Origin of the sequence: Sphingopyxis sp. (genome assembly GCF_965227415.1) — a bacterium.
Taxonomy (GTDB): domain Bacteria; phylum Pseudomonadota; class Alphaproteobacteria; order Sphingomonadales; family Sphingomonadaceae; genus Sphingopyxis.
Genome location: NZ_OZ245749.1, coordinates 2,743,957 through 2,756,433, shown reverse-complemented (window position 1 = coordinate 2,756,433; position 12,477 = coordinate 2,743,957). Strand labels below are relative to the sequence as shown.

General features: G+C 64.2%; 11 protein-coding genes. 3 read left to right on the top strand and 8 right to left on the bottom strand.

Annotation, left to right across the window (positions count from 1 at the left end; all coding sequences use genetic code 11):
- Positions 1 to 2 precede the first annotated feature (2 nt).
- The 6 genes from rplC to rpsL all read right to left on the bottom strand — a co-directional run bounded on the left by rplC (position 3) and on the right by rpsL (position 5,934).
- Positions 3 to 782, bottom strand: a complete 780-nt coding sequence (gene rplC / locus ACO055_RS13515; RefSeq protein ID WP_422059407.1) for a 50S ribosomal protein L3 — start codon at positions 780 to 782, stop codon at positions 3 to 5.
- Positions 783 to 1,080: 298 nt separating this feature from the next.
- Positions 1,081 to 1,392, bottom strand: a complete 312-nt coding sequence (gene rpsJ / locus ACO055_RS13510) for a 30S ribosomal protein S10 (RefSeq protein WP_011543089.1) — start codon at positions 1,390 to 1,392, stop codon at positions 1,081 to 1,083.
- Positions 1,393 to 1,540: 148 nt separating this feature from the next.
- The gene (gene tuf, locus ACO055_RS13505) at positions 1,541 to 2,731 is read right to left on the bottom strand and encodes an elongation factor Tu (RefSeq protein WP_422059406.1); all 1,191 of its coding nucleotides are present in this window, start codon (positions 2,729 to 2,731) and stop codon (positions 1,541 to 1,543) included.
- Positions 2,732 to 2,884: 153 nt separating this feature from the next.
- Positions 2,885 to 4,957, bottom strand: a complete 2,073-nt coding sequence (gene fusA, locus ACO055_RS13500; protein WP_422059405.1) for an elongation factor G — start codon at positions 4,955 to 4,957, stop codon at positions 2,885 to 2,887.
- Between the two features lie 60 nt (positions 4,958 to 5,017).
- Positions 5,018 to 5,488, bottom strand: coding sequence for a 30S ribosomal protein S7 (rpsG, locus tag ACO055_RS13495; RefSeq protein WP_422059404.1), 471 nt, complete (start codon positions 5,486 to 5,488; stop codon positions 5,018 to 5,020).
- Positions 5,489 to 5,562: 74 nt separating this feature from the next.
- Positions 5,563 to 5,934: a 30S ribosomal protein S12 gene (rpsL, locus tag ACO055_RS13490; protein WP_037515637.1), complete on the bottom strand. Its 372-nt coding sequence runs from the start codon at positions 5,932 to 5,934 to the stop codon at positions 5,563 to 5,565.
- 304 nt (positions 5,935 to 6,238) lie between these two features.
- Between rpsL and ACO055_RS13485 the strand changes: the two genes are divergently transcribed.
- Positions 6,239 to 6,733 carry a DNA-deoxyinosine glycosylase gene (locus tag ACO055_RS13485; RefSeq protein WP_422059403.1) on the top strand — a complete coding sequence of 165 codons (495 nt, stop codon included), beginning with the start codon at positions 6,239 to 6,241 and terminating at the stop codon, positions 6,731 to 6,733.
- A gap of 1 nt (position 6,734) precedes the next feature.
- Here ACO055_RS13485 and ACO055_RS13480 read toward each other — a convergent pair whose 3' ends face one another.
- Complete coding sequence (locus ACO055_RS13480) at positions 6,735 to 8,036, bottom strand: amidohydrolase family protein (RefSeq protein WP_422059402.1); 1,302 nt, start codon at positions 8,034 to 8,036, stop codon at positions 6,735 to 6,737.
- A 42-nt stretch (positions 8,037 to 8,078) separates the two neighbouring features.
- Positions 8,079 to 10,466: a S8 family peptidase gene (locus tag ACO055_RS13475; protein ID WP_422059401.1), complete on the bottom strand. Its 2,388-nt coding sequence runs from the start codon at positions 10,464 to 10,466 to the stop codon at positions 8,079 to 8,081.
- Positions 10,467 to 10,848: 382 nt separating this feature from the next.
- Between ACO055_RS13475 and ACO055_RS13470 the strand changes: the two genes are divergently transcribed.
- Positions 10,849 to 11,541 (top strand): pyrimidine 5'-nucleotidase, encoded by a 693-nt coding sequence (locus ACO055_RS13470; RefSeq protein ID WP_422059400.1) that lies wholly within the window; start codon positions 10,849 to 10,851, stop codon positions 11,539 to 11,541.
- Positions 11,538 to 12,380, top strand: a complete 843-nt coding sequence (gene dapD / locus ACO055_RS13465) for a 2,3,4,5-tetrahydropyridine-2,6-dicarboxylate N-succinyltransferase (RefSeq protein WP_422059399.1) — start codon at positions 11,538 to 11,540, stop codon at positions 12,378 to 12,380. The genes ACO055_RS13470 and dapD overlap by 4 nt, the downstream gene beginning before the upstream one ends.
- Positions 12,381 to 12,477 lie beyond the last annotated feature (97 nt).

The following is a 12,477-nucleotide window of genomic DNA, read 5'->3' as shown; positions in this document are numbered from 1 at the left end:
GATCAGGACTCCTGCGCGCCGTCGGTGGTGGCGGTATCGACGACGACGGTTTCTTCCGTCGGGGTCTCTACCGGTGCATCCGCCGGGGCTTCCTGGTTGGCGTTCGCCGCGCTCTTGATGCCCGCCGGATAGGGGGCCTCCGGGTGACGCGGCAGCTTGACCGCATCGCGAACCATCAGCCAGCCGCCCTTCGAGCCAGGGACCGAACCCTTGACGAAGAGAAGGCCGCGCTCGACGTCGGTGCGGACGATTTCGAGATTCTGCTGGGTGCGATTACGCGCGCCCATATGACCGGCCATCTTCTTGTTCTTGAAGACGCGGCCCGGATCCTGGCGGTTACCGGTCGAACCATGCGCACGGTGGCTGATCGAAACGCCGTGGGTCGCGCGCATACCGCCGAAACCCCAACGCTTCATCGCACCGGCAAAGCCCTTGCCCTGGGTCACGCCCTGAATGTCGACGATCTGGCCGGCGACGAAATGGTCGGCCGACAGTTCGGCGCCGACGTCGAGCGTCGCGTCGTCAGCGACGCGGAATTCGACGACCTTCGCCTTCGGTTCGACTTCGGCCTTGCCGAATGCCCCGCGCTGCGGCTTGGCGACATTCTTCGCCTTGGCCGAGCCAGCACCGAGCTGGACAGCGACATAGCCGTCACGTTCTTGTTCGCGCACGGAGATAACCTGACAGCCTTCGAGGCTCAGGACGGTGACGGGCACATGGCGGCCATCATCCTGAAACAGGCGGGTCATCCCCATTTTCTTCGCGATCACGCCAGTCCGCATGATCAAACTCCTCAACAGAGGCCGAGCGGACCATTCCGCACGGCGTGTGGGACCCCATCAAGGCGAACCTCGACGAGAACCCTCCCAGCCCAATATTTCGATGCATCGCCCCGTCCGGGCTGAGGTGCCGCCATCCCGAAGGAAAAGCGGCGAGACGGGGGACGCAGCCCGGTCGAAAAGCCTTCCGAAGAAAGCGACCGGCGGTATCCACCCTATCGTCGGTCCGGATCGCTCCGGACAATGCAGGCGGCGAACCACCTGCCGATAGAGACCCCGGTTTTCACCGGGGCTTGCTGGCTCAGGCCAGCTTGATCTCGACGTTCACGCCAGCAGCAAGGTCGAGCTTCATCAGCGCATCGACCGTCTGCGGGGTGGGCTGCACAATGTCGAGCAGCCGCTTGTGGGTACGCACCTCGAACTGCTCGCGCGACTTTTTGTCGATGTGCGGGCCGCGGTTCACGGTGAATTTTTCAATGCGCGTCGGCAGCGGGATAGGGCCGCGAATAAGCGCTCCGGTGCGACGTGCCGTATCGGCAATGTCGGTGGTGGCCTGATCGAGCACGCGGTGATCAAAGGCCTTCAGGCGAATGCGAATATTCTGCGTTTCCATGACTGTTCCAGTCGAATCCCGTCTGACGATGCGAAAGAGCCGAAATGGCCTGTGCCGGCCCCCTGAAGGAAGCCGGTTCGGCCATCAAAAATCTTTAAGCTACGAGCCGCGCGAATCGCTTCCGAATCGCGCGGCTCGCGGCCCTATATTACTTTGTAACGGTCGCGACAACCCCTGCGCCAACCGTACGGCCACCTTCACGAATTGCGAAGCGAAGACCCGGGTCCATGGCGATCGGAGCAATCAGCTTGACCGACAGCTGGACGTTGTCGCCCGGCATCACCATCTCGGTACCCTCGGGGAGAATGACCTCGCCGGTGACGTCCGTGGTGCGGAAATAGAACTGCGGACGATAGTTCGCAAAGAACGGCGTGTGACGGCCGCCTTCGTCCTTCGACAGGACGTACACTTCCGAGGTGAACTCGGTGTGCGGCGTGATCGAGCCGGGCTTCGCCAGAACCTGGCCACGCTCGACTTCTTCACGACCGACGCCGCGGATCAGCGCGCCGACGTTGTCGCCGGCCTGGCCCTGGTCGAGCAGCTTGCGGAACATTTCGACGCCGGTGACGGTCGTCTTCTTGGTGTCCTTGATGCCGACGATTTCGACTTCTTCACCAACCTTGACGATGCCGGTTTCGATACGGCCGGTCACAACGGTACCGCGTCCCGAGATCGAGAACACGTCTTCGATCGGCATCAGGAACGGCTTGTCGAGCGGACGCTCGGGCTGCGGGATCCAGCTGTCGACGGCTTCCATCAGCTTCAGGATGGCTTCCTTGCCGATGTTGTCGTCGCGGCTTTCCAGAGCAGCGAGGGCCGAACCCGCGATGATCGGAATATTGTCGCCGTCGAAATCGCGCTTCGAAAGTTCTTCGCGGATTTCGAGTTCGACGAGCTCGAGCAGTTCGGGATCGTCCAGCTGGTCGACCTTGTTGAGGAAGACGACCATGGTCGGAACGCCGACCTGCTTTGCGAGCAGGATGTGCTCCTTCGTCTGCGGCATCGGGCCATCAGCGGCCGACACGACGAGGATCGCGCCGTCCATCTGGGCTGCGCCGGTGATCATGTTCTTCACATAGTCGGCGTGGCCCGGGCAATCGACGTGCGCATAGTGGCGGTTGCTGGTTTCATATTCGACGTGCGCGGTCGAAATGGTGATGCCGCGCTCGCGCTCTTCGGGAGCCTTGTCGATGTTCGCGAAGTCGACGGCGGTACCGCCGGTCGTTTCGGCGAGCACCTTGGTGATCGCAGCGGTCAGCGAGGTCTTGCCATGGTCGACGTGACCGATGGTGCCGATGTTGCAGTGCGGCTTCGTCCGCTCAAATTTAGCCTTAGCCATGATTTAGGAACCTTCTTGTTCGACAGTTGAATTGATCAGTCCTGGACGAGCCTGCTGAATCAGGCGCCGCCCTTAGTAGGTCTTGGCGCGCGGTGCAAGCCCGCGCTCGTGTAGGTCTTGCCGCGCGGTGCAAGCCCGCGCGGCTTTGACCTATCAGGCCATCTTGGCCTTCACTTCTTCGGCGACGTTGCTCGGCACTTCTTCGTAATGCGAGAACTGCATCGAATATTGTGCACGGCCCTGGGTAAACGAGCGCAGCTGGTTGACGTAGCCGAACATGTTGGCGAGCGGCACCATCGCTTCAACCACCTGGGCGTTACCACGGCTGTCAGTGCCCTGGATCTGGCCGCGGCGGCTGTTAAGATCGCCGATCACATCACCCATGAAATCTTCCGGGGTCACGACCTCGACCTTCATCACCGGCTCGAGCAGCTTGATGCCGGCTTTCGCCGCCACTTCGCGCATCGCCGCACGGCCCGCGATTTCGAACGCCAGCGCCGACGAGTCGACATCATGGTACGCACCGTCGGTAAGCTTGATCTCGAAGTCGATGATCGGGAAGCCGATCATGTGGCCGTTCTCGGCCGACTCGCGCATGCCCTTTTCGACCGACGGGATATATTCGCGCGGAATGTTGCCGCCCTTGATCTCGTCGAGGAACGTGATGCCCGAGCCGCGCTCGCCGGGGGCGACGCTGACCTTGACGCGGCCGAACTGGCCCGAGCCACCCGACTGCTTCTTGTGGGTGTAATCGACGTCGACGGCCTTCGCGAGCGATTCGCGATACGCCACCTGCGGCGCACCGACATTCGCCTCGACCTTGAACTCGCGGCGCATGCGATCGACGAGAATGTCGAGGTGAAGCTCGCCCATGCCCTTGATGATCGTCTGGCCCGATTCATGGTCGGTCGACACGCGGAACGAGGGATCCTCGGCAGCGAGTCGGTTGAGCGCGATGCCCATGCGTTCCTGGTCGGCCTTGGTCTTCGGTTCCACCGACAGCTCGATGACCGGCTCGGGGAAGACCATGCGTTCGAGGATGATCGGCGCGTTGGTGGCGCAGAGCGTGTCCCCGGTCGTGGTTTCCTTCAGGCCGGCAAGTGCCACGATGTCGCCCGCAAAGGCTTCGTCGATATCTTCACGGCTGTTCGCATGCATGAGCAGCATACGGCCGATCTTTTCCTTCTTGTCCTTGACCGAGTTCAGATAGGTGCCCTTGGTCAGGGTGCCCGAATAGATGCGGGCGAAGGTAAGCGAGCCGACGAACGGATCGTTCATGATCTTGAATGCGAGCAGCGACAGCGGCGCATCGTCTTCGGGCGGACGCGAATCGGCCGTCTCGCCGTCGAGCTTCAAGCCCTGGACGTCGGGAATGTCGAGCGGGCTCGGCAGATAATCGACAACGGCGTCGAGCAGCGGCTGAACGCCCTTGTTCTTGAACGCCGAGCCACAGCAGACGGGAACGAACGACTGGTTCAGCGTGCCCTTGCGGATCAGCCGCTTCAGCGTCGCGACGTCGGGCTCATTGCCTTCCAGATAAGCTTCCATGACATCATCGTCCTGCTCGACGGCAAGTTCGATGAGGTCGCTGCGATACTTCGCGGCCTTTTCCACCAGGTCGGCCGGAATCTCTTCATAGAAGAATTCGGCACCCAGCGCTTCGTCCTTCCAGACGATCGCACGGTTGTGGACGAGGTCGACGAGACCCTTGAGGTCGGCTTCGATCCCGATCGGGATGTACAGCACGGCCGGGCGCGCACCCAGACGGTCGATGATCGACTGGACGCAATATTCGAAGTTCGCGCCGGTGCGGTCGAGCTTGTTGATGAAGCACATGCGCGGCACGCCATACCGGTCGGCCTGGCGCCACACGGTTTCCGACTGCGGCTCGACGCCGGCAACGCCGTCGAAGCACGCCACGGCACCGTCGAGCACGCGCAGCGAGCGTTCGACTTCGATGGTGAAGTCGACGTGGCCGGGGGTGTCGATGATGTTGATCCGGTGATCGTCCCAGAAGCAGGTGGTCGCAGCCGACGTGATCGTGATGCCGCGTTCTTGCTCTTGTTCCATCCAGTCCATGGTCGCGGCGCCGTCATGGACTTCGCCGATCTTGTAGGACTTGCCGGTGTAATAGAGAATACGCTCGGTCGTCGTGGTCTTGCCGGCGTCGATGTGCGCCATGATCCCAATGTTGCGATATTTGTCGAGCGGATGGCTGCGGGCCATGAGAGATTCCTTAGGTCTGGGGGGAGGCTTTGCGGGCCTCCCCCAATATAGGAAGAATTGTTACCAGCGGTAGTGGCTGAACGCGCGGTTGGCTTCGGCCATGCGATGCGTGTCTTCGCGCTTCTTCACCGCGTTGCCGCGGTTGTTCGACGCGTCGAGCAGTTCGCCCGACAGACGCGCGGCCATCGTGGTCTCGCTGCGGTTGCGCGCGGCGGTGATCAGCCAGCGGATCGCGAGCGCCTGCGCACGGTCCGGGCGGACTTCGACAGGAACCTGATAGGTCGCACCACCGACGCGGCGGCTGCGGACTTCGATGTTCGGACGGATGTTCGCGAGCGCTTCGTGGAACACGCCGAGCGGTTCCTTCTTCGCACGGGCTTCGACCGACTCCAGGGCACCATAAACGATGCCTTCAGCGGTGGACTTCTTTCCGTCCAGCATGACGCTGTTCATGAACTTCGACAGCACCGTATCACCAAAACGGGGATCGGGCAGGATTTCGCGGCGTTCAGGACGACGACGACGAGCCATAGGTAATTCCTTTTACAACAGCATCCCGGCGCCAGGGCAGCCTGGGATGATCAAATAGCCGAAAAAGCGGAGCCTTATTTGGGCCGCTTCGCGCCGTACTTCGAACGGCTCTGCTTGCGGTCCTTCACACCCTGCGTATCGAGCACGCCGCGCAGGACGTGATAACGCACACCGGGAAGATCGCGGACACGACCGCCGCGGATCAGCACAACGCTGTGTTCCTGGAGGTTGTGGCCTTCGCCGGGAATGTAGGTGATGACTTCGCGCTGGTTGGTCAGGCGGACCTTTGCAACCTTACGGAGCGCCGAGTTCGGCTTTTTCGGGGTGGTCGTATAGACTCGGGTGCAAACGCCGCGCTTTTGCGGGTTCGCGTCCATCGCCGGGACCTTGGACTTCACCTTCTGGGGAGTCCGGCCCTTGCGGACCAGCTGGTTGATCGTGGGCATGAATGCTTCACCTTAAAATGTCCGCCCATCGGAGCGAACGGTTACTGTACCGCGGTGGATGAAGCATCGCCCCGATCTGCCGGAAACCGGCGGAAAAGGCCAACCTTGTAACAGCAAAAGACCCCGGTCGATCGCATTCGATCCCCGGAGGCTCCATCCGCGCCAGCAATGTTCAAGCGCTGTTGTAACCGGAAGAGGCAGCAAACCGCCCTTTTCGGCCGAGCGCGCCACTAGCGGTGATTCCCTTGGCGGTCAAGGGGCAGGCAATATTGTTGCGTCGGTTCGACCGCGTTATCAGTCGGCAATGCCCACGATCCGCCACGCCAGTTTCGCCCCACATGTCGCGCCGGACACCCGGCTGCTGATCCTGGGCAGCCTGCCGGGCGCACGCTCGCTCGCCGAGCGGCAATATTATGCGCATCCGACGAACCAATTCTGGCGTCTGCTCGGCGAGGCCGTCGGGCAGCCGCTCGCGGCAATGCCGTATGACGAGCGGCTTGCGGCGCTTCGCGGAGCAAAGGTCGGGCTTTGGGACGTCATCCGTACCGCCGAGCGACGGACGAGCAGCGACGGCAATATTCGCGCGGCGGAGGCGCACGACCTCGCCGCGCTGGTCGCGAACCTGCCCGATCTGAAAATCATCGCGTTCAACGGCGGCAAGGCTGCCGCCATCGGGCGCAAACAGATGAAGTCGCGAGACGCCGTCACGCTTGTCGACCTGCCGTCGAGCAGCGCGGCGCACACGATCGGCTTTGCGGCGAAGCGAGAGCGATGGCGCGCCTTGCGCGCGGCGCTCTAGCTCAATCGACTGCCACCCCGCGCGCCATCACGAAGTCGACTTTCTTCAGCACCGTCACGTTGGCAAGGGGATCGCCCGACACCGCAATGATATCGGCGCTCTTGCCGGGCGCGATCGTGCCGATCTGGTCCGACAGGCCGAGCAGATCGGCTGCGTTGACGGTTGCGGCCTTCAGCGCCTCCACCGGGGTCATGCCGTGCAGCACCATCAATTCGAACTCGTCGGCGTTGCGACCGTGCTTCGCGACGCCGGCGTCGGTGCCGAAGGCGATTCGCACGCCGCGCGGGACGAGCTGTTCTAGGCTTTTGCCAGTGATCGCGATACGCCACTGGATCTTCGCCAGCACGTCGGGTTCATAGGCGTTCGGGTTCGCCGCGATGCGTTCCTTATAGCCGTTCACGGTCGAGAGCGTCGGAACGTAATAGGCCTTCGACTTCGTCCAGGCTGCAATCGTCGGCTCGTCGAGAATCGTGCCATGCTCGATCGAATCGGCACCGGCTTCGAGCGCAAGGCGGATGCCGTCGGCGCCGTGCGCGTGCACGGCGACTTTCTTGCCGAACATATGCGCGGTGTCGACGATCGCCTTGGCTTCGTCGTCGAACATCTGCTTCCCCAGCCCGGCGCCGATGCGGCTGTTGACCCCGCCGGTCGACGCGAATTTGATCACGTCGGCGCCGCGTCCGACCTGCAGCCGCACCGCGCGCCGGCAGTCGTCGGCGCCGTTGCAGGTGTTGCCAGCGCCCTGGAAGAAAGGCCGCAGCTCGTCGCGATAGCCGAGCGCGCCGTCCATATGCCCGGAGCTGCCCGAGATGGCATTGCCCGCATCGACGATGCGCGGACCCTGTACCTTGCCGGCAGCGATCGCATCGCGGAGCGCCAGGGTTGCGCCGTCGCCGTCGCCAAGATTGCGGACGGTGGTGAAGCCGGCTTGGAGGGTCTTCTTTCCATTGACCTCCGCATTGAAGGCCTGCGCGGCCGGGCTGAGCGTGACTTCCTCGAGCTGCCCCGCGATCCCGCCCGCGTCGCTGGTCAGGTGAACATGGCTGTCGATGAGCCCGGGAAGGACATATTTGTCCTTGAGATCGATCAGCGTCGATCCGGGCTCCGGCGCCTGAAAACCGTCGGATATCGAAACGATCTTGTCGCCCTCGACCAGGATCGTCGACGCGCCGCGCACCGGCTTGCCGGGTTCAGCGAGCAGCTTGCCGGCGTGGATGAAAATGCGCGCAGGCGCCTGCGCCGCCAACGGCATGGCGAGCATCGCGCCAACGAGCGCGAGCGGAAGGACTTGAATCGGCTTCATGTGCGCATCCCCTGTTCTGACCTTGGGACGCGTTAAAGCCGATCAGAAGCCCATCGTAAAGCGGAGCGCCGCGCCCTTGTCGTCAGGCATGGCGGCGATATGGCCCGGATCCTGCCGCCACCATGTGTTTGCGATCAGATCGCCGCCGAAGAGCGAAAGCGCATAGCTCGCCTCGATCACCAGTTCGCGGCCCGTCGGGGCGAGGTTGTAGGTGCGCCGCCCGAACGCTGCGGTCGCCGTGTCATAGTCATAGCCGACAGGCAGCGTCAGGCCGATTCCGCCGCGGGCAACGCGAAGCGGCTGGGCGAAGCGGAGCGCGGCATGGTCGTCGGCGCGCAAGAGATGCGCCTTGGCGATGTCGAACGAGAAAGCGTTCGACCAGAGCGCACCGCTTTCGATCAGGCCGGCCCGATCGGGGCGGGTTCGCATCTGGCGCCAGGCGGCTGAAATTTGCCAGTCATCGCGCATGTCGAGGGTGAGGCTGGCGTCGCCGACGAGGCTGGTGGCGCCGCCGGCGCCGAAGACGGGGCCGAGGCGGGCGCCGAGGAGGCTGTCCGATTCGCGCAGCCAGCTGGCGCCGAGCGCGGCGCGAAGCGGGCCGACGCGGCCGTCCCACGCGGCACCGAGGCGATTGTAGCGGCTGTCGTGACGGCCCGAGCGGTAGCGGAGCAACGGATCGTCCTGCCAGCGCGAACCCGACACCCAGCCGCTTTCCGCGATCAGGTTAACATATTGATTTTGCGATATATGATGCCGGACCAACGTGGCGATACCGGGGCTGGCGGAAAAGCCGAGGCCTTCGTGCGCGCCATCGCCGATGAGCATCGCATGGCCGTTTTCACCGCGCTCGCCCGCCAGCATCCCGCCGATCCCGCGACCGGCCGAAAAGCCGAGGCGCGTGTTCGCATCGAGACGCGTGATCACCGAAGCGGCGAGTGTTCGCGCGCGGTCGGCATCGTGGAAGGACAGGCCGGCGAGCGCATTGCTGCCGGCCATGGCGGGCGCAGTGAGCAGCGACATCGCGGTCGCGTGCGACGCTGCGCTCTGTTGTCGGATAAGTCCGCCGATCGCCCCCGAGAGTTTGAAATCGGGGCGGCGCGTCATCAGCGACTGCCCGAAGTCGACGCTGAACGCGCGCCCATAGCTGTCGGTGACGAGCCCGCTGATACCCGTTCGGCCCGCGTCGCCCATCGGGCCGCCGAGAATGCCGAGCGCGGTGTCGAGCCGCACCGCCGTCGCCGTCCCGGCGAGTGTCGTCGCCCCTTGCGGCTGAAACGCGCGCGCGATGTCGAGAATGCCCTGCCCATAGACGGCGTCGTCGCCCGCGGCGCCCGCATCGCGCGCCGATTGATAGAGCAATTGCACGATCTGCTGACCCGACAGGTTCGGAAAAGCCTGCGCGAGCAACGCCACCGCACCGGCCACCTGCGGCGCGGCGAAACTGGTGCCGTTGAGAACGAAGACGAAATTGCCGCTGGTTTTGAGCGCCCCATTTTCATAGGCGCAGCACACGCCTTCGCCGAGCGCCGACAGATAGGAGGCGGCATAGATGCCCGCGCGATTGCTGAAGTCGGAATTGATGCCGTTTTCGTCGACCGACCCCGCGATGATGACCAGGCCGCCGCCGGCATCGCGCATGCCCCGCGCAAAGGGTTCGGGATTGTTCGGATCGTTGCCGTTCGCGGTCGTATCGCCTTCGTTGCCCGCCGAAAGAACGACGATGATCCCGGCGGCGGTGGCGCGCGCCACGGCCGCGCGCAAGGTCGCCCCTGGCGGATCTTCGCCGCCGAGCGAAATATTGACGACGCGCGCGCCCGCGGTCACCGCGCGGTCGAGCCCCGCCGCGATCGCGGTCTCGCCGAAGCGGCACCCGCTTTCGTCGTTCGTCGGGTCCTCGGACGCGCAACTGCCCGGCCGGTCGGCACGCAGCACGAGCAAATTGGCGTTGAAGGCGATGCCGAAGGTGCCGACGTCATTCTTTGCGCCCAGCAGCACCTGCGCGACGTTCGTCCCGTGCGTCCCTTCGCCATTGATCCCGCGCGATCCGGCGAGATCGGCCGAAGCGGACGAGATGCGCCCGGCAAATTCGGGGCTATCCTCGTCGATCCCGTCGTCGATCACCCCGGCGAGTATCCCCAGCCCGGTCGCGCCCGCCTGATAGGCCGTGATCGCACCGTGGAAGTTGACGCCATCCGAGCGGCGCGTTTCGGCCGTGTTGAAATTGCCCGTCGCGGGCGGTGTCGGAGTCGGCGTTGGCGTTGGCGTGGGGGTCGGTGCGGGAGTCGGCGCCGCCGGCGGCGCGGGAGTCGGCGACGGACGCGCCCCGCCACCGCCGCAGCCGGCGAGCGACAACGCCGCGATGCCAAGGAGCATGGGCAAAGGCCGCGCTGCGATCCGCCGATTGGAACTGCGCCGCGACACCTTGGCCATTATCACTATCCTTATCCCCGTTGTTATCTTCTAGCGCCTTGAATAGCCTCGACGCTAGGGTCAGGCCCCATTGATTGCACGTTCGAGGCGTCGAAATGGCGAAGATATCGGGTTCGGGCGGGTGCAGCGGGTAGCATCGCTACCCGCAAGACCGCGCGGACCCGAGATCGAAGCCATTTCGGCGTCGCTTGGGATTTGGCCTATTTTGCCCAGGGCGTCGTCAGAAAGTCGAGAGATATCGACATATCCCTGCGCCTTTCCTCCTCGCCCTGAACAAAATCGCCTCAAACCTCGAACGTCCGATCAATGGGGCCTGACCCTAGACCCGTCATGGTTATCGAACGGTAAATCGCATCGCTTGCCGCGGCGCCACAGGGCCTCTATGCGGCGCGACGTCATGACGGTGCCCATCGACCATATCGACAGCTGGATCTTCGATCTCGACAACACGCTGTATCCGCCGTCGGCGAAGCTGTTCGACCTGATCGACGATCGGATGGGCGCGTTCATCATGCGGCTGTTGAAGGTCGATGCCGTCGAAGCGCGACTGGTTCAAAAGCAATATTTTCACGACCATGGCACGACGATGGCGGGGCTGATGCGCCACCACGGCGTCGATCCCGAGGATTTTCTGGTCGATGTCCATGATATCGCGCTCGACCGGCTGACCGTCGATCCGCGGCTGCGCGCGGGGCTGGAGCGGCTGCCCGGCCGCAAGCTGATCTTTACCAATGCCGACGCCGATTATTCGGCGCGTGTGCTGGAAGCGCGCGGGGTGGCGGACCTGTTCGACGGGATCTGCGACATTCGCGCGACGCGCTACACCCCCAAGCCCGATCCCGCGGCCTATACCGCGATGATCGCGCACCTGGGCATCGATCCCGCAACGAGCCTGTTCGTCGAGGATATGGCGCGCAATCTGACCCCCGCAAAGATGCTGGGAATGACCACCGTGTGGCTGGACAATGGCAGCGAAAGCGGTCATCGCGACCACCTGCCAAGCCATGTCGATTTCCACGCGACCGACATCGGCGACTGGCTCGATACTTTGCCTTTGCCTTGGGGAATCCGATGACCGCTGACCTGCAATCGACGATCGAAGCCGCGTGGGATGCGCGCGACACGCTGGGGCTGACGACGCAGGGCGCCATACGCGATGCCGTCGGCACCGCGCTCGCGGGACTCGACGACGGCAGCTTTCGCGTTGCCGAGCGCGACGCGGGCGGAACGTGGCAGGTCAACCAGTGGCTGAAGAAGGCGGTGCTGCTGTCGTTCCGCCTCAACGACATGGAATTGATCGAAGGCGGTCCCGGCGGCGCGCGCTGGTGGGACAAGGTGCCGTCGAAATTCGCCGGCTGGGGCGAGAACCGCTTTCGCGACGCTGGCTTTCGCGCCGTGCCCGGCGCGATCGTCCGCCACGGCGCGCATATCGCCAAGGGTGCGGTGCTGCTGCCCAGCTTCGTCAACATCGGCGCGCGCGTCGGCGAGGGATCGATGGTCGATGCCTGGGCCACGGTCGGAAGCTGCGCGCAGATCGGGGCGAACGTCCATCTGTCGGGCGGCGCCGGGATCGGCGGCGTGCTCGAACCTTTGCAGGCGGGGCCGGTGGTCATCGAGGACGGCGCCTTCATCGGCGCGCGCGCCGAGGTTGCCGAAGGCGTGATCGTGCGCGAAGGCGCGGTGCTGTCGATGGGCGTCTATCTGGGCGCATCGACCAAGATCGTCGACCGCGCGACGGGTGAAGTCTTCGTCGGCGAAGTGCCCGCTTATGCGGTCGTCGTGCCCGGCGCGCTGCCGGGCAAGCCGCTTCCCGACGGGACGCCGGGGCCGTCGCTGTATTGCGCGGTGATCGTCAAGCGCGTCGATGCGCAGACGCGCGCCAAGACCGCGATCAACGAGCTGTTGCGCGATTGAGCCGTATTGCGCGACGAGCGGTCTTTCCCTTTCGTCATGCTGGACTTGTTTCAGCATCCATGGCCTGACCTCGGATCCAGCGCCGCGCTGAAGGAAG

Excerpts from the sequence above, each read along its gene's own strand:
- rplC (WP_422059407.1), bottom strand. The coding sequence starts at position 782 with ATGCGGACTGGCGTGATCGCGAAGAAAATGGGGATGACCCGCCTGTTT.
- rpsJ (WP_011543089.1), bottom strand. The coding sequence starts at position 1,392 with ATGGAAACGCAGAATATTCGCATTCGCCTGAAGGCCTTTGATCACCGC.
- tuf (WP_422059406.1), bottom strand. The coding sequence starts at position 2,731 with ATGGCTAAGGCTAAATTTGAGCGGACGAAGCCGCACTGCAACATCGGC.
- fusA (WP_422059405.1), bottom strand. The coding sequence starts at position 4,957 with ATGGCCCGCAGCCATCCGCTCGACAAATATCGCAACATTGGGATCATG.
- rpsG (WP_422059404.1), bottom strand. The coding sequence starts at position 5,488 with ATGGCTCGTCGTCGTCGTCCTGAACGCCGCGAAATCCTGCCCGATCCC.
- rpsL (WP_037515637.1), bottom strand. The coding sequence starts at position 5,934 with ATGCCCACGATCAACCAGCTGGTCCGCAAGGGCCGGACTCCCCAGAAG.
- ACO055_RS13485 (WP_422059403.1), top strand. The coding sequence starts at position 6,239 with ATGCCCACGATCCGCCACGCCAGTTTCGCCCCACATGTCGCGCCGGAC.
- ACO055_RS13480 (WP_422059402.1), bottom strand. The coding sequence starts at position 8,036 with ATGAAGCCGATTCAAGTCCTTCCGCTCGCGCTCGTTGGCGCGATGCTC.
- ACO055_RS13475 (WP_422059401.1), bottom strand. The coding sequence starts at position 10,466 with ATGGCCAAGGTGTCGCGGCGCAGTTCCAATCGGCGGATCGCAGCGCGG.
- ACO055_RS13470 (WP_422059400.1), top strand. The coding sequence starts at position 10,849 with ATGCGGCGCGACGTCATGACGGTGCCCATCGACCATATCGACAGCTGG.
- dapD (WP_422059399.1), top strand. The coding sequence starts at position 11,538 with ATGACCGCTGACCTGCAATCGACGATCGAAGCCGCGTGGGATGCGCGC.